25 protein-coding genes are annotated in these 20,939 nt (G+C 45.4%); 16 read left to right on the forward strand and 9 right to left on the reverse strand.

Annotated features, from left to right (window positions below):
- Positions 1 to 7 precede the first annotated feature (7 nt).
- The gene (gene def / locus K6T23_RS09210; RefSeq protein ID WP_053427435.1) at positions 8 to 559 is read right to left on the reverse strand and encodes a peptide deformylase; all 552 of its coding nucleotides are present in this window, start codon (positions 557 to 559) and stop codon (positions 8 to 10) included.
- Positions 560 to 846: 287 nt separating this feature from the next.
- Here def and K6T23_RS09215 point away from each other — a divergent pair, with 287 nt between their 5' ends.
- From K6T23_RS09215 to lpdA, 5 genes are all read left to right on the forward strand, one after another.
- Entirely contained in the window at positions 847 to 1,503 is a 657-nt protein-coding gene (locus tag K6T23_RS09215; RefSeq protein ID WP_238284204.1) for a YkyA family protein, read from the forward strand.
- Between the two features lie 428 nt (positions 1,504 to 1,931).
- Positions 1,932 to 3,047 carry a pyruvate dehydrogenase (acetyl-transferring) E1 component subunit alpha gene (gene pdhA, locus K6T23_RS09220; RefSeq protein WP_053427433.1) on the forward strand — a complete coding sequence of 372 codons (1,116 nt, stop codon included), beginning with the start codon at positions 1,932 to 1,934 and terminating at the stop codon, positions 3,045 to 3,047.
- 3 nt (positions 3,048 to 3,050) lie between these two features.
- Positions 3,051 to 4,028 (forward strand): alpha-ketoacid dehydrogenase subunit beta, encoded by a 978-nt coding sequence (locus tag K6T23_RS09225; protein WP_053427432.1) that lies wholly within the window; start codon positions 3,051 to 3,053, stop codon positions 4,026 to 4,028.
- A 123-nt stretch (positions 4,029 to 4,151) separates the two neighbouring features.
- Positions 4,152 to 5,453 carry a dihydrolipoamide acetyltransferase family protein gene (locus tag K6T23_RS09230; RefSeq protein ID WP_056537538.1) on the forward strand — a complete coding sequence of 434 codons (1,302 nt, stop codon included), beginning with the start codon at positions 4,152 to 4,154 and terminating at the stop codon, positions 5,451 to 5,453.
- A 4-nt stretch (positions 5,454 to 5,457) separates the two neighbouring features.
- On the forward strand, positions 5,458 to 6,864 hold the full coding sequence (gene lpdA, locus K6T23_RS09235) for a dihydrolipoyl dehydrogenase (protein WP_056537535.1): 1,407 nt from the start codon (positions 5,458 to 5,460) through the stop codon (positions 6,862 to 6,864).
- A 40-nt stretch (positions 6,865 to 6,904) separates the two neighbouring features.
- On the opposite strand, the gene K6T23_RS09240 is transcribed toward lpdA, so the two are convergent.
- Positions 6,905 to 7,273: a hypothetical protein gene (locus K6T23_RS09240; protein WP_142245906.1), complete on the reverse strand. Its 369-nt coding sequence runs from the start codon at positions 7,271 to 7,273 to the stop codon at positions 6,905 to 6,907.
- 230 nt (positions 7,274 to 7,503) lie between these two features.
- On the opposite strand from K6T23_RS09240, the gene K6T23_RS09245 reads away from it, so the two are divergent.
- The 3 genes from K6T23_RS09245 to K6T23_RS09255 all read left to right on the forward strand — a co-directional run bounded on the left by K6T23_RS09245 (position 7,504) and on the right by K6T23_RS09255 (position 9,154).
- A complete protein-coding gene (locus K6T23_RS09245; RefSeq protein ID WP_056537529.1) occupies positions 7,504 to 7,752 on the forward strand; it encodes a hypothetical protein in 249 nt (82 codons plus the stop codon).
- Positions 7,753 to 7,844: 92 nt separating this feature from the next.
- On the forward strand, positions 7,845 to 8,672 hold the full coding sequence (locus K6T23_RS09250; RefSeq protein ID WP_056537526.1) for a polysaccharide deacetylase family protein: 828 nt from the start codon (positions 7,845 to 7,847) through the stop codon (positions 8,670 to 8,672).
- A 362-nt stretch (positions 8,673 to 9,034) separates the two neighbouring features.
- Complete coding sequence (locus K6T23_RS09255; protein WP_079515891.1) at positions 9,035 to 9,154, forward strand: GapA-binding peptide SR1P; 120 nt, start codon at positions 9,035 to 9,037, stop codon at positions 9,152 to 9,154.
- 55 nt (positions 9,155 to 9,209) lie between these two features.
- Here the strand turns inward: K6T23_RS09255 and K6T23_RS09260 are convergent, their stop codons facing one another.
- Positions 9,210 to 10,679, reverse strand: a complete 1,470-nt coding sequence (locus K6T23_RS09260; protein WP_056537523.1) for an aminotransferase class I/II-fold pyridoxal phosphate-dependent enzyme — start codon at positions 10,677 to 10,679, stop codon at positions 9,210 to 9,212.
- Between the two features lie 200 nt (positions 10,680 to 10,879).
- Between K6T23_RS09260 and K6T23_RS09265 the strand changes: the two genes are divergently transcribed.
- Together K6T23_RS09265 and K6T23_RS09270 are read left to right on the forward strand one after the other, a co-directional pair.
- Positions 10,880 to 11,836, forward strand: coding sequence for an NAD(P)H-dependent flavin oxidoreductase (locus K6T23_RS09265; RefSeq protein WP_238284205.1), 957 nt, complete (start codon positions 10,880 to 10,882; stop codon positions 11,834 to 11,836).
- Between the two features lie 13 nt (positions 11,837 to 11,849).
- Positions 11,850 to 12,119: a UPF0223 family protein gene (locus tag K6T23_RS09270; protein WP_079515892.1), complete on the forward strand. Its 270-nt coding sequence runs from the start codon at positions 11,850 to 11,852 to the stop codon at positions 12,117 to 12,119.
- Between the two features lie 67 nt (positions 12,120 to 12,186).
- Here the strand turns inward: K6T23_RS09270 and K6T23_RS09275 are convergent, their stop codons facing one another.
- Entirely contained in the window at positions 12,187 to 12,807 is a 621-nt protein-coding gene (locus K6T23_RS09275) for a YktB family protein (protein WP_056537518.1), read from the reverse strand.
- A gap of 173 nt (positions 12,808 to 12,980) precedes the next feature.
- Between K6T23_RS09275 and K6T23_RS09280 the strand changes: the two genes are divergently transcribed.
- Both K6T23_RS09280 and K6T23_RS09285 read left to right on the forward strand, forming a co-directional pair.
- A complete protein-coding gene (locus K6T23_RS09280) occupies positions 12,981 to 13,175 on the forward strand; it encodes a hypothetical protein (RefSeq protein WP_053427423.1) in 195 nt (64 codons plus the stop codon).
- A 201-nt stretch (positions 13,176 to 13,376) separates the two neighbouring features.
- Entirely contained in the window at positions 13,377 to 14,168 is a 792-nt protein-coding gene (locus K6T23_RS09285; RefSeq protein ID WP_238284206.1) for an inositol monophosphatase family protein, read from the forward strand.
- Positions 14,169 to 14,222: 54 nt separating this feature from the next.
- On the opposite strand, the gene K6T23_RS09290 is transcribed toward K6T23_RS09285, so the two are convergent.
- Positions 14,223 to 14,408: a YlaF family protein gene (locus K6T23_RS09290; protein WP_056537512.1), complete on the reverse strand. Its 186-nt coding sequence runs from the start codon at positions 14,406 to 14,408 to the stop codon at positions 14,223 to 14,225.
- Positions 14,409 to 14,611: 203 nt separating this feature from the next.
- Between K6T23_RS09290 and typA the strand changes: the two genes are divergently transcribed.
- Positions 14,612 to 16,453, forward strand: coding sequence for a translational GTPase TypA (gene typA, locus K6T23_RS09295; RefSeq protein WP_053427420.1), 1,842 nt, complete (start codon positions 14,612 to 14,614; stop codon positions 16,451 to 16,453).
- Between the two features lie 27 nt (positions 16,454 to 16,480).
- Complete coding sequence (locus K6T23_RS09300) at positions 16,481 to 16,789, forward strand: YlaH-like family protein (RefSeq protein ID WP_048004185.1); 309 nt, start codon at positions 16,481 to 16,483, stop codon at positions 16,787 to 16,789.
- 74 nt (positions 16,790 to 16,863) lie between these two features.
- Here K6T23_RS09300 and K6T23_RS09305 read toward each other — a convergent pair whose 3' ends face one another.
- Together K6T23_RS09305 and K6T23_RS09310 are read right to left on the reverse strand one after the other, a co-directional pair.
- A complete protein-coding gene (locus K6T23_RS09305; RefSeq protein WP_238284207.1) occupies positions 16,864 to 17,307 on the reverse strand; it encodes a hypothetical protein in 444 nt (147 codons plus the stop codon).
- The gene (locus K6T23_RS09310) at positions 17,307 to 17,507 is read right to left on the reverse strand and encodes a YlaI family protein (RefSeq protein WP_053427418.1); all 201 of its coding nucleotides are present in this window, start codon (positions 17,505 to 17,507) and stop codon (positions 17,307 to 17,309) included. The genes K6T23_RS09305 and K6T23_RS09310 overlap by 1 nt, the downstream gene beginning before the upstream one ends.
- Positions 17,508 to 17,680: 173 nt before the next feature.
- Between K6T23_RS09310 and K6T23_RS09315 the strand changes: the two genes are divergently transcribed.
- A complete protein-coding gene (locus K6T23_RS09315; protein WP_238284208.1) occupies positions 17,681 to 18,136 on the forward strand; it encodes a pyridoxamine 5'-phosphate oxidase family protein in 456 nt (151 codons plus the stop codon).
- A 24-nt stretch (positions 18,137 to 18,160) separates the two neighbouring features.
- Here the strand turns inward: K6T23_RS09315 and K6T23_RS09320 are convergent, their stop codons facing one another.
- The gene (locus tag K6T23_RS09320) at positions 18,161 to 18,757 is read right to left on the reverse strand and encodes a YhcN/YlaJ family sporulation lipoprotein (RefSeq protein WP_238284209.1); all 597 of its coding nucleotides are present in this window, start codon (positions 18,755 to 18,757) and stop codon (positions 18,161 to 18,163) included.
- A 174-nt stretch (positions 18,758 to 18,931) separates the two neighbouring features.
- Here K6T23_RS09320 and K6T23_RS09325 point away from each other — a divergent pair, with 174 nt between their 5' ends.
- Positions 18,932 to 20,260, forward strand: a complete 1,329-nt coding sequence (locus tag K6T23_RS09325; protein WP_056537501.1) for a PhoH family protein — start codon at positions 18,932 to 18,934, stop codon at positions 20,258 to 20,260.
- A 59-nt stretch (positions 20,261 to 20,319) separates the two neighbouring features.
- On the opposite strand, the gene K6T23_RS09330 is transcribed toward K6T23_RS09325, so the two are convergent.
- Complete coding sequence (locus K6T23_RS09330) at positions 20,320 to 20,817, reverse strand: peptidyl-prolyl cis-trans isomerase (protein WP_238284210.1); 498 nt, start codon at positions 20,815 to 20,817, stop codon at positions 20,320 to 20,322.
- Between the last annotated feature and the right edge of the window lie 122 nt (positions 20,818 to 20,939).

Consider the following 20,939-nt stretch of genomic DNA (forward strand, 5'->3'; position numbering starts at 1 on the left):
ACGATTATCATCGTTCAATGGGGATAGCGTCCGGAATCGGTTCGAACGGATGTTCATGATCGATATGGTCATAGAACATCACGCCGTTCAGGTGATCGATTTCATGCTGGAATACGATGGCTGCCAGGCCTTTCAGACGGATTTTGACTTCGTTTCCGTCTACGTCCCACCCTTTTACCGTCACGCGGGCATACCTTGGAACGAATCCCGGTACGTTCCGGTCAACAGACAAGCATCCTTCACCTGACGTAAGAAAAGCTTTTTCAATGGAATGACTGATGATTTTCGGATTGAAGAGCGCATAGCTGTACAGGCGTTCACCGTCCCTCACGTTAACGGCGATCATCCGTTTAAGGACATTGATCTGTGGAGCAGCAAGGCCGATGCCCGGCCTTAATCCGTACTGTGCGGAAAGCTCGGGATCCTGACTGTTTTTAACATACTCAAGAAGGCTTGAGAGGATCTCTTTATCCTCCTTTGAAGGCGGCAATGTCACTTCCTGTGCCACTGATGTGAGGGAAGGATGGCCTTCACGGATGATATCTTTCATTGTAATCATAATGGTTTTATTCCTCCTCGAAATGCAACGGTCTTTCTGGAAAGGTTTCCGTTGATACATGAAAATATGATGCGCGGAATGCGTGCAATAGAATTATTTTAACACTTCACACACAAAAAGTTAACGAATCTAGCAGGAGTCATGAATACCGGTGCAGCGCGAGGCATAGTAATAGAGTACCGGGTTTCCTGTGAGTAGACATATTCCGACAGGGGTAACTCCCTATTGTCAAAATCTGCAGACATCGATATAGTAGAAGATGGAAAAAATGTTAGGGGGATCTGATCGTGTCGAAATTTCGTTTTGCAATCGTTACAGGTGCAGTCGCACTTTTATTGATGGGATGTTCAGCGACATCATCACCGGAAGAAAGCCTTCAGGATGTCATGGAAGAAACCGTTTCCAAGGAAAAACCGTACGCTGAAGCCCAAAAGCCGCTGCAGGAGCTGGAAAAGAAAGAGCAAAACCTGTATGAGACCATCATGGGACTTGGAATGAAGGAAATGGACAAGATCCAGGAGCTTTCAGACGAAGCTTTGAAGAATGTCGATAAGAGGAAAGAGTATATCCAAAAAGAGCAAACGTCCATGGACGAGGCTAAAGAGACGTTCGCAGATGCATCCAAATACATAGAAAAACTAGACAACGTAGATCTTAAAAAACAGGCCCAGTCACTGGAGAAAACGATGAAGGCACGCTATGAGCTCCACGGCAAGCTGACGAAATCCTACTTGAACGTCCTTGACGGGGATAAGGAACTGTATGAAATGCTAAAAAAAGAAGACCTCACCATGGAACAACTGGAAAAGCAGGTCACTTCGATCAACAAGGAGTATAAAAAAGTCTCCAAATTGAATGATGAGTACAATGACAAGACGAATGAATACAATGAAGCAAAAAAGGATCTATATTCCAATGAAGCATTCGAAGAGAAAAAGGATTGATTGATGAAGACGGCATCCAATGCCGTCTTTTTTATTTGCTTCGGAGTTACTCTATAACAGAATCGTAAAAAAGAAACTATTATATATAACAGGTGGTCAGACTTCAGTGATACAGATGGCTTCAGACGTTAATCTCGAAGTTGTCTGAATATAAAAGAGAACTTATAAAATATAGCACTTTGTCGTTGACGTACCGAAAATAGGTATTGTAAACTAATAGAGGTGATTTAATATTGTATTAGTCAGCATCCAATGTTGAGTAGTACAGATCAACCCGATTTTAAAATTGGGTTTTCTTTCTGAGTATTTGTGGAAAACTAGTAACAGTGTGTCCACGGATATGTGGTAAGTCATACTTGATTTGGGTAATCTAAACTTTGTATGTAAAAAACCAAAATAAATGCATGTAGAAAGGATAGGTGACTTCGATGGCTTCTAAATCAAAGAAGGCACAATTCGACGCAGTGAAGACGCTCGAAGAAGTTGAAAGCAAGTTTGAAATGCTCCAAATTTTGAACGAAGAAGGCGAAGTTGTAAATGAAGACGCAATGCCGGAGATCTCCGATGAGGATCTTCAAGAGCTTATGCGCCGTATGGTTTACACTCGTATTCTTGACCAACGTTCCATCTCCTTGAATCGTCAAGGACGCTTAGGGTTCTACGCTCCGACAGCAGGTCAGGAAGCGTCACAGATCGCTTCACACTTTGCACTTGAGAAAGAGGACTGGATCCTTCCTGGATACCGTGATGTTCCTCAAATCATCTGGCACGGCCTTCCGCTAACGAAAGCTTTCTTGTTCTCTCGCGGACATTTCGTAGGAAACCAAGCGCCAGAAGGTGTGAACGTCCTATCCCCACAAATCATTATCGGTGCTCAATACATCCAAACAGCTGGTGTGGCACTCGGACTTAAAAAACGCGGCAAAAAAGCTGTTGCAGTAACCTATACAGGAGACGGTGGTTCATCACAAGGTGACTTCTACGAAGGTATCAACTTTGCCGGTGCTTATGCTGCCCCTGCAATCTTCGTGGTTCAAAACAACCAATTCGCGATCTCAACTCCTCGCGATAAACAAACAGCTGGTAAAACCATCGCTCAAAAAGCGGTTGCAGCTGGTATCCCTGGTATCCTTGTAGACGGTATGGATCCACTTGCCGTATTCGCAGCAACTGCAGAAGCCCGCAAGCGTGCAGTTGATGGACAAGGACCTTCACTAATCGAGACACTTTGCTACCGTTATGGTCCACATACAATGGCAGGGGACGATCCGACTCGTTACCGTACTTCTGAAATGGATACTGACTGGGAAAAGAAAGATCCATTGGTACGCTTCCGCAAATTCCTAGAAGCAAAAGGACTTTGGAGCGAAGAAAAAGAAAACGAAGTCATCGAATCTGCTAAGGAAGATATCAAGCAGGCGATCAAAGAAGCTGATGGAACTCCTAAACAAAAAGTGACAGATTTCATCAACAACATGTTCGAAGAGCTTCCTTACAACCTTAAAGAGCAATTAGAAATCTACAAAGAGAAGGAGTCGAAGTAAGCCATGGCGCAAATGACAATGATTCAAGCGATCACTGATGCACTGCGCACAGAACTACGCAACAACGAAGACGTACTAGTTTTTGGTGAAGACGTAGGTCTAAACGGTGGTGTATTCCGTGCAACGGAAGGACTTCAAAAAGAATTCGGTGAAGACCGTGTATTCGATACGCCGCTTGCAGAATCAGGTATCGGCGGACTATCAATCGGTCTAGCATTGGAAGGGTTCCGTCCCGTTCCAGAAATCCAATTCTTCGGTTTCGTATACGAAGTAATGGATTCAATTTCCGGCCAAATGGCTCGTATGCGCTATCGTTCTGGTGGAGCTTACTCTTCACCAATCACGATTCGTTCTCCATTCGGTGGTGGGGTTCATACTCCTGAACTTCACGCGGACAGCCTTGAAGGACTTGTTGCTCAGCAACCTGGTCTTAAAGTGGTTATCCCATCAACTCCATATGAGGCTAAAGGTCTTTTGATCTCAGCGATCCGTGATAACGATCCTGTCATCTTCCTTGAGCACATGAAACTATACCGTTCATTCCGTGAAGAAGTTCCGGAAGAAGAGTATACAATCGAACTTGGTAAAGCCGCTGTGAAACGCGAAGGTTCAGACCTTTCCATCATCACATACGGTGCAATGGTCCATGAGTCATTGAAAGCTGCCGATGAACTTGAAAAAGAAGGCTATTCTGTAGAGGTCATCGACCTTCGTACAGTGAGCCCGCTTGATATCGAGACCATCATGGCATCTGTAGAAAAGACAAACCGTGCGATCGTTGTCCAAGAAGCTCAAAAGCAAGCAGGTATCGCTGCTAACGTCGTTGCTGAAATCAATGACCGTGCGATCCTTAGCCTTGAGGCGCCAGTACTACGTGTAGCGGCACCTGATACTGTATTCTCGTTCTCTCAAGCTGAGACAGTTTGGCTTCCGAATTACAAAGATGTAATCGAAACAGCTAAGAAAGTACTTGAATTCTAATCCTATTCGGATAGAAAAAGAAAATAGAAGGGAAGCAACACCCTTCTATTTTCTACTATATAGAGAAAAAAAGATCCATTACATTCATCTATTCAATCATGATAAAACCAGGAGGTAGGATCCATGGCATTTGAATTCAAATTACCTGATATCGGTGAAGGTATCCATGAAGGTGAAATCGTCAAGTGGTTTGTAAAAGCTGGCGATACAGTAGAAGAGGACGACGTACTATGTGAAGTCCAAAACGATAAAGCTGTCGTAGAAATCCCGTCACCAGTTGCTGGTACGGTTGAAGAAGTCCTTGTAGAAGAAGGAACTGTGGCAGTCGTAGGCGATACATTGATCCGTTTCGACGCACCAGGTTACGAAGACCTTCAATTCAAGGGCAGTGACAGCGATAGCGACAAAAAAGAAGAACCTAAAGCTGATGCAAAAACAGAAGCTCAGGTTCAAGGTACTGCAGAAGAAGGTCAAGAAGTGAGCAAAGAAGAAGTTGACCCTAACAAACGTGTCATCGCAATGCCTTCTGTACGTAAATATGCCCGTGAAAACGGTGTTGAAATCCGCGAAGTATCTGGTTCAGGTAAAAACGGACGCGTACTGAAAGAAGATATCGATGCATTTGCTAATGGAGGATCTGCTCCACAAGCTACTGAAGCTAAATCTGAGGCACCTGCCAAAGAAGAAAAAGCTCCGGCAGCAGTTAAAGCTCCAGAAGGTGAATACCCAGAGACTCGCGAGAAAATGAGCGGTATGCGTAAAGCCATCGCAAAAGCAATGGTGAATTCTAAACACACAGCTCCTCACGTTACACTGATGGATGAGATCGATGTGACAAAACTTTGGGCTCATCGTAAGAAGTTCAAAGAAGTGGCAGCAGAAAAAGGCGTTAAGCTTACATTCTTACCGTACATCGTAAAAGCATTGACTAGTGCCCTTCGTGAATATCCGGCTCTTAATACATCAATCGATGACGCTACAAGCGAAATCGTTCAAAAACATTATTACAACATCGGTATTGCAGCTGACACAGACAAAGGCCTTCTTGTACCAGTCGTGAAAAATGCAGATCGTAAATCTATGTTCAATATTTCAAATGAAATCAATGAACTAGCTGGTAAAGCCCGTGACGGTAAACTTGCCGGTGACGAAATGAAAGGTGCATCTTGCACAATCACCAATATCGGTTCTGCAGGCGGACAATGGTTCACCCCGGTTATCAACCATCCAGAGGTTGCCATCCTTGGTGTTGGCCGTATCGCTGAAAAACCTGTAGTGAAAAATGGTGAAATTGTAGCGGCACCTGTGTTAGCATTATCATTGAGCTTTGACCACCGTATGATTGATGGTGCTACTGCTCAACACGCACTAAACCATATCAAGCGTTTGTTGAACGATCCAGAACTATTATTAATGGAGGCGTAATTCAATGGTAGTAGGAGATTTCCCAATCGAAACAGATACTATAGTAGTCGGTGCAGGTCCTGGTGGATATGTAGCTGCGATCCGTGCGGCACAGCTTGGACAAAAAGTAACAATCGTAGAAAAAGAAAATCTTGGCGGGGTTTGCCTGAACGTTGGATGTATCCCTTCCAAAGCCCTTATCACAGCTGGTCACCGCTTCCACAGCGCACAGCATTCAGATGATATGGGTATCGTTGCTGAAAACGTAAAAGTGAACTTCGATAAAGTTCAAGAGTGGAAAGCCGGCGTTGTTAAAAAACTTACCGGTGGTGTTGAAGGCCTTCTTAAAGGAAACAAAGCGGATATCGTCCGCGGCGAAGCATACCTTGTAGATGCCAACACTCTTCGTGTAATGGATGAAAATTCAGCACAGACGTATACGTTCAAAAACTTGATTTTGGCTACTGGATCACGTCCGATCGAAATTCCTAGCTTCAAGTTCTCTAAGCGTGTAATCGATTCTACTGGAGCTCTAGCTCTTAAAGAAGTACCGGGCAAACTCGTTGTCATCGGTGGAGGTTACATCGGTACAGAACTTGGAACGGCTTATGCTAACCTTGGATCTGAAGTAACAATCCTTGAAGGCGCTGACGATATCCTCATGGGCTTCGAAAAGCAAATGACAAGCATCGTGAAAAAAGGCCTTAAGAAAAAAGGTGTAGACGTTGTAACAAAAGCAATGGCTAAAGGCGTTGAAGAAAGCGACAACGGCGTAGTCGTGAAATACGAAGTGAAAGGCGAAGAGAAAACAGTTGAAGCAGATTATGTTCTTGTAACTGTTGGACGCCGCCCGAACACGGACGAAATCGGTCTTGAAGAGATCGGTGTTGAAATGAGCGACCGCGGTGTTATCAAAGTGGATAAACAATGCCGCACAAACATTTCAAATATCTTTGCAATCGGAGACATCGTTGATGGTCCTCCACTTGCTCACAAAGCTTCATATGAAGGTAAAATTGCTGCAGAAGTCATTTCTGGTGAGCCTGCAGAAGTTGACTACCTTGGAATTCCTGCCGTTTGCTTCACAGACCCTGAACTAGCGACTGTTGGTCATTCTGAAGCTTCTGCAAAAGAAGAAGGAATCGAAGTGGTTGCAGCGAAATTCCCGTTCGCAGCTAACGGACGTGCCCTTGCTCTTAATGAAACAGAAGGCTTCATGAAGCTGATCACTCGTAAAGAAGACGGACTCATCATCGGTGCTCAAATCGTTGGTGTCGGTGCTTCTGATATGATCGCTGAACTTGGTCTTGCAATCGAATCCGGTATGACAGCTGAAGATGTTGCCATGACGATCCATGCTCACCCGACTCTTGGTGAGATCTCAATGGAAGCTGCTGAAGTAGCAATGGGAAGCCCAATTCACATCATGTAATACACAAAAAAGATGATCCTCATCAGAGGGTCATCTTTTTTTAATCATACCAATGGGAGATTGCTTTGGCCACTGGCTTGACGATACTGTTTTTATTGGTCGATCCTTCGATTTCACATATGACTTCATTGTCTTCAATGACTAATATGGCAGGGGAGTCAGGCGTCTTGTCCAGGATGGGCTGCTCCTCAGTGGAACGGGTATTGACGACTTTTAGGTGCTTCAGGCTCTCGGGATGCTTCGACTTGAGTTCCAGGATGGCATCATAATAAGGGATTTCACTCGTAAGATTTTCATCATCCGTGAAGAACAGCACCTGCTTCCTGATCATTTCATCAGTTGCCTGGGTCACTCTTTCAGAAGAAACCCCACTGCAGGAACTTAGGAGGAGAGCTGTCGATGCGATCATTAGGAAACATATGCGCTTCATACATCTTCCTTCTTTCTATGTAGGATGGTATGGGATGTAAAATAATGACTATTAACAATGTCTTATGGACCATTCTATCACACAAATATCCTCTTTGCGGAAAGTCATGGAAATGTTACAGAAATGAAAAGACAATCATACTGATATTTCTTTGGGCAGAATATAGTATAGAGGTAAGCCTTCATTTTCATGGTAAAGGATGTCGTCGGATGAAAATATATATTGCATTCCTTGTTCAGCTGATGTTATGGAGCGTCTTTTATGTTGCCGAATGGTTCTCGACAAAAGACCATGTGGAGTATAAATGGATCATGTTTGCCCTGTTCTTCTATCTTTCCTTCCTCGTGGCGGGGAAGATCGTCCAATCAAGAAAATTGACCCTGTTCATTACTTCTTCCAGCCTTTGCTGTTTCTTTGCTTTCAAAGTTTTGTTTGAGGGAGTCCTTCAGCTTATTTAACCGATTACAGATAGGAAAGATTAGAATATTTTCCAGATGTCACAAGTATATGTTAAAATGTTCAAAGTGACATTGGAAAGGTGTTTGATGGTATGAAGAAATTAGTCGTATTAATTGTGTTCTTATTTGTGTTCCTTGGTGCCTGCTCGAACGGTGAAACGGCTTCAAGCACTACAAAAGAAAAAAAGGAAGAACCGAAAAAAGAAGAGGCTGCTTCAAAGGAAGACACGGATGAAGAAAGCAGTGAAGAGAAAGTAGAGGAAGAAGAAACTCCTGCAGTGGTTGAACCCGAATACGTGGTGAATGAAAACACGTGGACGATCGATCCCATCAAAGATGCGAACAAAAAAGTCGCCCTCCTCACATTCGATGATTCTCCCGACGAGCATGCCGTGAAGATTGCCGAAGATTTGAAGGAGATGGGTGTGGGCGCCATCTTTTTCGTGAACGGACATTTCCTTCAATCAGATGAAGGAAAGGAAAAGTTGAAGAAAATCCACGATATGGGATTTGAGATCGGCAACCATACATATAATCACAGTTCTCTGAAGGACCTGACATCTGAGGAGCAACGGAAGGAAATCGTAGAGCTGAATGATCTGGTCGAATCGATCATTGGTGAACGTCCTGTCTTCTTCCGTGCACCCTTCGGACAGAATACCGATGAGAGCAGGGAAGTAGTCAAGGAAGAGAAGATGACCCTCATGAACTGGACATACGGGTATGACTGGGAGAAGGCGTACCAATCAAAGGCCGCCATCTCGGACATCATGGTCAACAGTCCTTATCTAGGGGATGGAGCAAATCTGTTGATGCATGACCGGACATGGACGGCAGAAGCAGTTCCCGATATCGTGAAAGGTCTTCAGGATAAAGGATTTGAAATCCTCAATCCAGCAAAGATCAAAACAATCGAATAGGCCAAAATCATGAAATCCGCATCATTCAGGTGATGCGGATTTTTTTGGCTTTGAGGAGGCATCATCCTTTCATTAGAGTCTAGGCAGTCACTCACGGAATGACAGGGTTCGGACAAAGTACCAGATGGAATCGCCCGATTGGAATCTGAGGGGGTTGGACATAAGCACATTTGGTCTATTTTCAAAAAAATAAAGAAATCGCACACATCAAAATGTAATCGCATACATACACTTATTAGTATGGAGGAATAATGGGGTTTTGAGGAATAAAGTTATACAATTTAAGGTTGATTTTCTAATTGTGTTATAATATTATAGAATCAGATAAAACGCTTACACCAAAACAGAAGGGAATGAACGTAATGGGAACAATCGTTTGTCAATCATGTCTGAACACCATTGAGCATTATGAGGATGAAAAGGTTTCTGTTTTATTCTCTAATTGCTGTACCTGTGAACATGATGTGGAACTTGATGATTGATCGATGATATAAAGAAAAGGATGAAGAGCCACATAGGCTCTTCATCCTTTTTTTATCAACGGATTGCACGATGTTCTTTGATGACGCGAAGATGGCGTAAATCATAATCTTCAGGTCCTTGTACAGGCAGTCCGGCTTCAATATTCGTTTTGATGTATTCGATATTTTCCTTCGTGATGATCTCACCCGGAATGAAGATCGGAATGCCGGGAGGGTACACCATGATGAATTCTGCAATCGTCCTTCCCACCGTTTCATCGATGGGGATGACTTCGGTTTCTGCATAAAAGGCATCCCTCGGCGTGATGGATAGTACGGGGATGTCAGGCAGCATGACCGTGATTGGATCGCGGGCTCCGTCCTGTTTCAACTTTTCAGTAAGCTCTTTGAGTGCACTTACCAATGTGGAAGCGTCCTTTTCAGTATCACCTGGTGTGATGATACAAAGAATGTTATAAAGATCGGATAATTCAACCTCAATATTATGGGATTCCCGCAGCCATTTTTCAGCATCGAATCCGCTGATTCCGAGATCCTTTACAGAGATGATCAGCTTGGTTGGATCATAGTCGAAAGTTGCTTTTGTACCAAGGATTTCTTTCCCTACGCAATACAGCCCTTCAATGCCGTTGATTTCGTCACGCATGCGTTCGGCAAGGTCGATGGTTCTTGAGATAAGCTCGTGACCTTCAGTGGCAAGACGCTTCCTTGCCACATCCAATGAGGCAAGAAGCAGGTAGGAAGTCGATGTCGTCGTCAGCATGCTGAGAATGGTCTGAACCCTTTTCGGAGAGACAAGACCGTTCTTCATATTGAGTACCGAACTTTGCGTCATGGACCCTCCCAGTTTGTGCACGCTGGTTGCAGCGAGATCTGCGCCGGCCTGCATGGCAGAAAGGGGCAGGTCATCGTGAAAATGGATATGAACGCCGTGCGCTTCATCTACAAGGACTGGAACATCATATGAGTGGGCGATCTCCACGATTTTCTTCAGATCTGCCGATATTCCGAAATACGTCGGATTGATGACGAGAACACCTTTCGCATCGGGATTCTGTTCCAGGGCGCGGGCAACGGCATCTGTTGTGATCCCGTGGGAAATCCCTAGATTCTCATCAATATCCGGATGGATGAAAACAGGGGTCGCACCTGAGAATACGATGGCGGACATGACGGATTTATGAACATTACGCGGAACGATGATTTTATCTCCGGGTCCGCATACACTCATCACCATGGTCATGATGGCGCCGCTTGTCCCTTGCACAGAGAAGAATGTATGATCAGCGCCAAAGGCTTTCGCAGCCAGATCCTGGGCTTCTTTGATCATTCCCTTCGGCTGGTGCAAGTCATCCAACGGGGCAATGTTGATCAGGTCAATGGAAAGGGCATTTTCACCGATGAACTCCTTGAATTCAGGGTCCATCCCTGCCCCCTTCTTATGTCCGGGGATATGGAATTGTACAGGGTTTTTTTTACTATGATTCATTAAGCCGGTAAATAACGGCGTATCATGCTGGGACAATGTAGTAAACACCTCTTTAAAGTCTTCTTGAAGTTTTCATTATACTAGAAATCAGACTGTTGTACTAACAAACATATGAATTATAGCATTTCGCCCATTCTTTGCATAGTGGTGTGTGACTTCCATTCTGAATGAGCAGGTTCTGGGAAGGATTTTTGCCTTCATTGAAGAATAGGTGAGTAAGACAGGAGGGATAAAGGATGGAATGGAGTACAAGGGTGACAGACAAATTAAAGATTACATACCCCATCATTCAAGGGGGGCTGGCTCATCTCGCTTACGCAGAGCTTGCGGCAGCAGTTTCAAATGCGGGGGGCCTTGGTCAGATCACGGCCATGTCTATGGAATCCCCTATGGAGGTCAAAAGTGAAATCCAAAAGATCAAAACCATGACAGATAAACCGTTCGGTGTGAATTTTGCCATCGGTCAGCTTGGCCGTCCATACAAGGAGTATGTGGAGGCAGCTATTGAAGAAGGGGTCCCGGTGATCTCAGTAACTGGTGGAAATCCAGCTCCGATATTGGAGAGGCTTGAAGGAACGGAGATAGTTAAATTGGTTCTTGTGGCTTCGAAACGACAGGCTGTCAAGGCAGAACAGCTCGGTGCCGATATCGTCATGGTGGTGGGGCAAGAGGGAGGGGGACATCTCGGCAAAGGAGATGTCGGGACCTTCGTATTGATCCCTCAGGTGGTCGATGCCGTGTCGATTCCAGTTGTAGCGAGTGGAGGTGTAGGAGATGGAAGAGGGTTGATGGCCGCGCTTTCCTTTGGTGCCGAAGGAGTCGAGATGGGGACGAGATTCATCGCTACAAAAGAATGTGTACATGCGTCCGATGCGTATAAAAGCGCCTTGATTGCAGGAGATGAGAATGGTACAGTGGTGATTAAACGAACTCTCGGAGCCCCGGCGAGGGTCATCTTGAATGACTGGACTTCGGCGATACTCGATAGAGAAAAAGAGAATGCGGGATATGAAGGACTGAAGGATTTAATCAGCGGTGAAGCCAACCGGAAGTTTGCTCAAGAAGGAAATACGGCCGAAGGGTTTGCATGGGCAGGTCAGGTGATGGGATTGATCAAAGATATCCCTACCGTGGACGAATTGATGTCCCGTATGATCCTCGAAGCTGAGAGTATCCGTCGTAAATGGTCGTAAGGAGTGTAGATGAATGGAATACCAATATCCCTTTGATATTGATTGGACAACGGAAGAGGTCATAGACGTGATCGCCTTCTTTGAATCAATCGAACAAGCATATGAAAAAAGCATCGAGCGGGATGTATTGATGAAGAAATACAAGCGTTTTAAGGAAATCGTACCAGGTAAAGCAGATGAAAAGAGAATCTGCGACGAGTTTCAGCAGTCGAGCGGTTATTCGTCCTATCATGTGATCAAAAAGATGAAGGACCAGCCGGAAAGCGGTAGGATCTCATTGTAACAAAAGGCGGCCTTGCTTCTCAGCAGGCCGCCTTTTGTTTGAGCCCATTCCCTTGTCCCTGACAGGTTTAGCTCATTTTATATAGGGGTAAAAGTGTTTCAAAGGCGACGGTGATTCTGTCCATCAAATCCTCACCGCTCATCTTTGTCACCGTATCTCGATCCAGATGGAGTCCGCAAAGCAATTCAGCTTTTTTCACGGTTTGAACCCTTTTGGCAAGGGTCAAGAGGTCATCCTTGCTCATTGAATCGTAGGGGGTGGCACCCGGTTTCATGTGATCGCCCGACCAGACGAATTCCCCTGGTATCATCTCTGGAATTTCGTCCACATGCTGTTCGATTTTTCTGCCGAAATCAGCCTTGCCTGGTGCCTCATAGATCATGGCGAACCAGATGAACAGATGGGTACCCCATAAGCCGATCTGGAAGTGAGGGTGCTTTTTATACCCCCTCTTATCGGATGCAAATGCCACCCACGTATCATTGGGCGGGTTGACTGAACGTCTGGCATGCTTTGCAACATGATAGTGGACTTCATCCCCTGTCATAACCGAAAGGGAAGGGGCGAAATGTTGACCGAGGAGGTCCAATTTCGGACGGACCTTCTCCACGATCGCTTCCATCCTGGCATCGAGGCCATCGATCGAGAATACGTTAAAATCTTCTTCTGTAAATCCATTGAATTTCATCTTTAACCCTCCTTGTACAAGGCTATCGTAGCATAAAGGAATGGGAGGGTGTAGCCGGGATGCTTTGCAGATAGGTAATGGCACATTTTAGTTACAAGATGGAGAATTTCTCATAACATGTAGTAAATATTATCAGAACAATCAGATAAAACTTCCGGAAGGGGTGTAGGAAAATGAAACAGGTAATGAATACGTCTAAAAAAAGGGATGTCCAACAGCAAAGGATGAATGTGTTGAGGTTGGAAATGGACTATGAACTTGCCGTCCTTTTTGAAGCCATCCAGATGAATGATGAACAACTTCAGAGCAATTCAAAGCAAAAATTGATGGGCATCCGTGAAGAATTGATGAAACTGAAGGCTTTATAGAATCACTTTCATAACGAGGTAAATACTAAAAATGATGAATACAAGTTAAAAAACGGATCCTGAATGGAGTCACTCAGGTCCGTATTTTTATGCCCGGGCCTGGAACGCCAAGTGCTGTTGCTTGAAAGAGCCTCATTTTTCCATTACACTTATGAGCTAAAGGAAGCCCACGCTCATCCGATACATAGGAGGATTGCTTGCATGACAAACTGGATTGAACTCGACCAAAACGTGAGAAGCTGGATCAAGGAAGCCGGAGAGCGCATCCGCTCATCTTTTGATTCGGAGTTAAGCATTAAAACGAAGTCTAATCGTAACGATCTTGTGACCGATATGGATGAGGCGACAGAGAAATATTTCACTGAAGCCATCCGCCATACATACCCCGATCATCAGATTATGGGAGAAGAAGGCTTCGGAGACGATTTACATACACTTGAAGGAGTCACATGGATCATTGATCCCATCGATGGAACCATGAATTTCGTTCATCAGCAGCGGAATTTCGCCATTTCAATCGGCATCTATGATGGAGCTGTCGGGAAGCTTGGTTATATCTATGATGTCGTGCATGATGAGCTATACTTCGCCAGTAAAGGGGAAGGGGCGTTCATGAATGGTCAGAGGCTACCGGAACTGGAGGCGGTTTCCGTAGAGGATGCCATCGTTGCCCTCAACGCCCTTTGGGTGACGGATAACAAGCGAATCGACCCTTCAGTCCTTGGCCCGCTTGTCCAAAAGGCAAGGGGAATCCGGTCATACGGATCTGCGGCGATCGAAATGGCCTACATCGCTGCCGGCAGGCTTGATGCGTATCTGACCATGAGGCTTGCTCCCTGGGACTTTGCAGCCGGCAAGATCCTGATCGAGGAGGTCGGAGGAGTAGTGACCGATCTTGAAGGGAATGAATTGGATCCCCTCAAAAAGAGTTCGGTGTTCGTCGGAAAGCCGGAACTGCACCAAACGATCTTGGATACGTACATCAAAAAGTAGTTCAATAAAAAAGGTGCAGAGTGGAGGGATTTCTCCTATCGGCACCTTTATTTTTTATAATCTTCCTTCTTCCCTATAGCGCTTCTTGGTTTTGAAACCGAATCCCATGACGATGATGAGGGCGATGAAACTCCCAAGGGCTAGTAAGATGCTTTGAACACTTATGGATATGGCAATTCCCATGAGGGAGATGGCCGCTAATAGTGAAAACAGGACAAAAATCCATTTTATATTCCCCATTTTGATACCTCCGTTGAATGAATATGCTTGCTATACGTATGATTTTACCCTTGCGGGAAAGAATGTGCAATGTCTGCAGCCTGTAAATGTAAGGGTTTGCGAGAGAAATATTTATTAGGGGTTTTATAAACGCTGTGCTATAATGGTCTAGTTGAACAGAAATCAAGTCAGGAATGAAATCCAATATATTCAGGAGTGGAAATATGAACTTAAGAAATGATCTTAGAAATATAGCAATTATTGCTCACGTTGACCATGGTAAAACAACATTGGTTGATGAGCTGTTGAAGCAATCCGGTATCTTCCGTGAAAATGAAACTGTATCGGAACGTGCCATGGATTCAAACGACCTTGAACGCGAACGCGGTATCACGATCCTTGCGAAAAATACTGCGATCCAATATAAAGATACGCGCATCAACATCCTAGACACACCTGGACATGCCGATTTCGGTGGAGAAGTGGAACGGATCATGAAAATGGTCGATGGTGTCCTTCTTGTAGTCGATGCATACGAAGGCTGCATGCCTCAAACGCGTTTCGTACTGAAGAAAGCACTCGAACAAAACCTTACGCCAATCGTAGTCGTAAACAAAATCGATAAAGATTCTGCCCGTCCGGAAGAAGTCATCGACGAAGTACTGGAACTATTCATCGAGCTTGATGCCAATGACGAACAGCTTGAATTCCCTGTAATCTATGCATCGGCCATCAGCGGTACGGCAAGCACGGATCCGGATCCGTCCAAACAAGATGAGAACATGCAGTGCCTGTATGAGTCCATCATTGAAAACATCCCTGCACCGGTTGATAATCGTCAAGACCCACTTCAATTCCAAGTGGCCCTTCTCGATTACAATGACTATGTGGGACGTATCGGTATCGGACGTGTATTCCGTGGAACGATGAGAGTGGGTCAACAGGTTTCATTGATGAAGCTTGATGGATCCATCAAATCATTCCGTGTTACCAAGATCTTCGGTTTCCTCGGATTGAAACGGGTTGAAATCCAAGAAGCGAATGCGGGAGATTTGATTGCTGTATCAGGTATGGAAGACATCAACGTAGGGGAAACCGTTTGTCCGGTCGAACATCAAGATCCACTACCGGTCCTACGTATCGATGAGCCTACCCTTCAAATGACGTTCCTTGTGAACAACAGCCCATTTGCAGGTCGTGAAGGTAAATTCGTCACTGCAAGGAAAATCGAAGAAAGACTTCTATCCCAGCTTCAAACGGATGTAAGTCTCCGTGTCGAGCCGACTGATTCACCGGATGCTTGGACAGTATCAGGTCGTGGGGAGCTTCACCTTTCCATCTTGATCGAGAACATGCGCCGTGAAGGATATGAGCTTCAAGTATCGAAACCAGAAGTCATCGTACGTGAAGTGGATGGAGTGAAATGTGAGCCGGTTGAACGCGTTCAAATTGATATTCCTGAGGAGTTCATGGGCGGTGTCATCGAATCACTCGGACAGCGTAAAGGTGAAATGCTCGACATGATCAATAACGGAAACGGTCAGGTTCGTCTTGTATTCATGGTTCCTGCTCGTGGATTGATCGGATACTCTACTGAGTTCATGACACTCACAAGAGGGTATGGTATCATTAACCATACATTCGACAGCTATCAACCGCTTCAGCAAGGTCGCGTAGGTGGCAGACGCCAAGGTGTCCTTGTATCAATGGAAACAGGTAAAACCACTCAATACGGCATCATGCAGGTTGAGGACCGCGGTACGATCTTCGTTGAATCCGGTACAGAAATCTATGCAGGTATGGTCGTAGGTGAAAACACTCGTGAAAATGACATCACAGTCAATATCACGAAGATGAAGCAAGCGACGAACGTCCGTTCAGCTACAAAAGATCAAACGGTGACAATCAAAAAAGCACGAATCATGACGCTTGAAGAGTCACTCGAATATCTGAATGATGATGAGTATTGCGAAGTGACACCTGAATCCATCCGTCTTCGTAAGAAGATCCTTGATAAGAGCGAGCGTGAAAGAGCTGAGAAAAAGAAAAAAACAGCTGATAAGTAAGGAATAAGCGTTAAGGGGGAGTAGGGCATGGATGTAACGGAGAGGTTATCCTTTTTTGCATCCCTTTACCGTGTGGATCAGAACGCGGAACTGGGGATGTGGCTATTGTATCTGACCATCATCGGTCTATCCATCCTTGTGTACAAGCTGGGATTCGCCAAGAAACTTCCGATTGCCAAATCGATTGTGATCTATCTTTTCCTTGTGATGGGATGCACGGTCTTGACGTTCCTCGGGATTTTCCTCCCGGTGGCGGAGGGATTGGTCATCGCGGCACTCATTCTCATCATCTATAAGGTGCGCCTGAACAACGAAAAGAGAAAAGGGAATATCTGACGAAACCGTACCCCATCATCTTGAAGCACTCCCGCATCACCGTCAAAGGGGACGGAAAACCAAAAAGGCAGCAGTCATATAATTGACTGCCGCCTTTTTTTTGTAAACATCTCGTAAAGCATAGGCATGGATACACCGAAAGCAAGGTGACCGATCGTCCATAAGGCGATAGCTGCCATGTCGTCCATAGGAGGAACCTCCTTCAGGGCGAGGTAAGACAAAGGGAAATACAGGAGGATCGTCGGTGCTGTCAAGATGAAGGAAAACCACCAATGCCAAGTCTTATTAAGGTTCCATTTGTCCAGCACCCAACCGTAGAGCATCCCCATGATGACGGCGATGATGAGGTGAAACAAAAATTCCATCCATTCTGGCCAAAGGATGCTGCCGAAGAAAGGGAGGAAGTCTACATTCAATAACAATGTATAAACCCCTATATCGGTCATGAACTGAAACGCTTTTAATATAAGACCCAAGAATGTTCCTGCCAACAGCCCGATCAAAGCACCCTTACCCATTAAAAGTCATCATCCACTTTAGGGGAACGGTACAGCTTGAAGTTGCCGGAAGCTGCGCGTTCTTCGGTCCTTTTTTTGATGCGTTCATTGCATTGATTACACATATATGTGTGAATAGGGCGATTCCTCAGTCGTTTTGCTTGAAGCGAATAATCCTCAATGTTATCAATTACATCGCATAGTGCGCATTTAACTCTCATATGTGACACCTCGATTCAATTTCTCATTAGTCATAGTATATCATGAGCAGTCCCGGTCGTCTTGCGTCGGTTCATAAAGATGAGGAAAATAAATACATGCAACTGTATGAGAGCTCTGATATACTGAAAGTGTAAGATTCCGAGGCCACATTAGAGAGTCTAGGGGGGATTGGATGGCAAACCAGGTAGAACATTCGCTTTTTCCCGATTTATATGATTGTTTTCAATCAGAGAGATTCGTCACGTTGTCCACGGTGGATTTCGAAACCGGTGGACCGAATGTCAGTGCGATTTCATGGATTTATGCAAAGGACGAAACGTCTCTTCTGTTTGCGATAGACCAAAAATCGAGAATCATTCAAAACATAGGGCAAAACCCGCTGACAGTGGTCAATGTCATTGCGAACGGGTCCACTTATTCCATTTCAGGAAAGTCGTCCGTTCTATTGCCGCGCCTGGAAGGAGTCCCACTGAAGGTATCGCTCATCAGACTGGCGATCCATGAAGTGAGGGACGTGATGTTTTATGGCTCCAAAATCTCTGTAGAACCGGTGTATGAAAAAACCTATGATAAATCTGCGGCGGAAAGATTGGACCGCCAAGTGTTAGAAGCCATGAAAAAGGCATGATGCCTCTTCATGGCTTCTTTTTGTTCAGTCAATCTTGTCGTAGGATTGCTTTTCTTGTTCTTTTTTGAGCTCTCGGTCATTAGACTTGTTCATATCCCCTTTAGGGTTATCGGGACCATTTTCGGGATTCGTATCCTTAAGGGACTTCGGAACTTCGGGCATCAGCCTTCCCGATATATCGGATAGTTCATTGAAGATCCCTTGGAGGGGCCGTCCGTTTTGGACATCTTTGCTGATTTCTTTCAGGCGGGCATACATGTCGGGATCAGCGACAATAACAGCTTGTGCACCATATGGGTCTTCCTGAAGGGCTTCAGCCACGGAGTATTTAATCGTGCCGACCTGAGACCTTTCAACATTGGCGCCGACATCGATGCCTACAAAGGCATATTTCCCTATGACGACGGCAGTGGCATCATGGACATTGGGGATTGATGTGCTCAGGTTGACAAGATGTTCTGAAATCTGTTGACCGGACTTTCGTTCCACCCGCTTGGGGATGTTGCTGTCGTTAACGGTGATCGGCTGATTACCGGAACGCTCACCCTGAGCTTCATCGGTATTTCGGGCACAAGCCGTGATGAAGGTGAGGGTCAGAAGGAGCAGGATGAATCTGTTCATATACAAACCTCCCTGATTTGGATCATTCTTTCTTCTTATTGTGTAATGTTCTTCTATCTTTATACGCTCGTACATATATTTGAGAAACGGGCCGTCCTATTAGGTAGCTGGAATGACCGGAAGTCGAGAGGCTACATACAATAGTGTTAAGAATAAGGAGCAGGAGGCATCGATTTGAATAAAATTTATGTACTGGATACCAATGTCTTATTACAAGATCCACAGGCCATCTTTTCCTTCCAGGATAATGAGGTGGTCATCCCAGCCGTTGTACTCGAAGAAGTGGATTCGAAGAAGCGTTATATGGATGAAGTCGGAAGAAACGCAAGACATGTATCGAAACTCATAGATCAACTTCGGCAAAACGGAAAGCTCCATGAAAAAATTCCTCTCTATACGGGCGGCTCCCTGCGGATCGAATTGAATCACCGATCCTTCCAGCAGCTTCAAGATATTTTTGTGGAAAAAACAAATGATAACAGGATCATAGCAGTAGCAAAAAACCTTTCCCTCGAAGAAGAAGCGAAAACCGGAGGGAAGACGGTCATCCTTGTCAGTAAAGATACCCTTGTCAGGGTGAAAGCCGATGCCATCGGATTGATTGCGGAGGATTTCCTCAGTGACCGGGTGGTGGAAGTGAATGATGTGTACACCGGTTTTGAAGAGGTGTATGTAGACAAAGAGGTATTGGATCGATTTTACGAGAAGGGGGAGCTTCCCCTGTCGGAGGTCAGTGCACACAGATTATATCCTCACGAATTCATCATTTTGAAAGATGCACTGGGAAGTTCGGCTTCGGCACTCGGGAGGGTGGATCAGCAAGGGCAGAAGCTGAGGAAGCTCGTATACGATCAGGAGCATATGTGGGGGATCAAGGCGAGGAATGTGCAGCAGCTCATGGCGACGGAACTGCTCCTGAGGGACGACATTTCCCTTGTGACCATGATCGGGAAGGCCGGTACCGGGAAGACGCTCCTCGCACTTGCGGCGGGGTTGCTTCAGACCGAGGACTTTCACAAATTCAATAAGCTCTTAGTGGCGCGTCCCATCGTGCCCGTCGGAAAGGATATCGGCTATCTTCCTGGCGAAAAACAGGAAAAGTTGAGGCCGTGGATGCAGCCGATCTTCGATAATCTGGAGTATCTGTTCAATGTCAAGAAGCCCGGTGAACTGGATGACATCCTTGCCGGCATGGCTTCCATTGAAGTGGAGGCCCTCACCTATATCCGTGGTAGGAGTATCCCGGATCAATTCATCATCATTGATGAGGCTCAGAACTTGACGAAGCATGAAGTCAAGACGATCCTCACCAGGGTCGGGGAGAGGAGTAAAATCGTCCTGATGGGAGATCCCGCACAGATTGATCATCCATATCTGGATGAATACAATAATGGACTTACGTATGTGGTGGAAAAGTTCAAGGATCAGACGATCGCCGGTCATGTCAGATTGATGAAGGGTGAGCGATCGGGTCTCGCCCAGCTTGCGGCGGACCTGTTATAACAAGGCGAAGCAAAAGACGGCCTCGAGGGGAGTATCCCTCGTGGCCGTCTTTGTATGGTTTATTCGATCCGGAATGCCTTCACCGATGTGATGGGATCTGCTTGATTGGATCCGTCTCCGTAGTAGGCATGGACCGGCCCGTTTTCTTTAAGGGGCCGTCCGTTCAACGAGAAGCCGAGGATCAGGTCCCGGGCTTCTGTAATAGCCATCGAATGTTCCCCGTTATCCGTCTCGATGACAACAGTGGCAGCATCAGCGTGAGGCTCTGCGTTTTTCAGGAATGGAGCGAATGGGATGCCGAACGTTCCAGTCAAGACCCTTTCCTTTTCATATTTCTTTTCCGTCTTCAGTGTAGGAGGGTAGGTGGCACCTTCCTGGATTTCCCTTGACCAGTGGCGGGATACGGCTTTCGTATATTCTTCAAGTTCATCGATCGCTTCTGTCGTCTGTAAGAAATAGGTGGTAAGATCCACTTTTCGGTCGTCAAAGATCCAGACGCCTGCATCTAATGTGATGGGAAATGTAACATTCCCCTTGATTGGTACGATGGTTTCCATGTATTGATCTCCCCTTCTGGATGATACCTAAAGTATACAGGTTGATCCCCTATTTGTCACATGGATTGGAAGTGTTTTCAGGGCTGGCTTTAGGGAATGATAATGAATACTTAGGAGGGGAT

Source organism: Rossellomorea marisflavi (assembly GCF_022170785.1).
GTDB lineage: Bacteria > Bacillota > Bacilli > Bacillales > Bacillaceae_B > Rossellomorea > Rossellomorea marisflavi_B.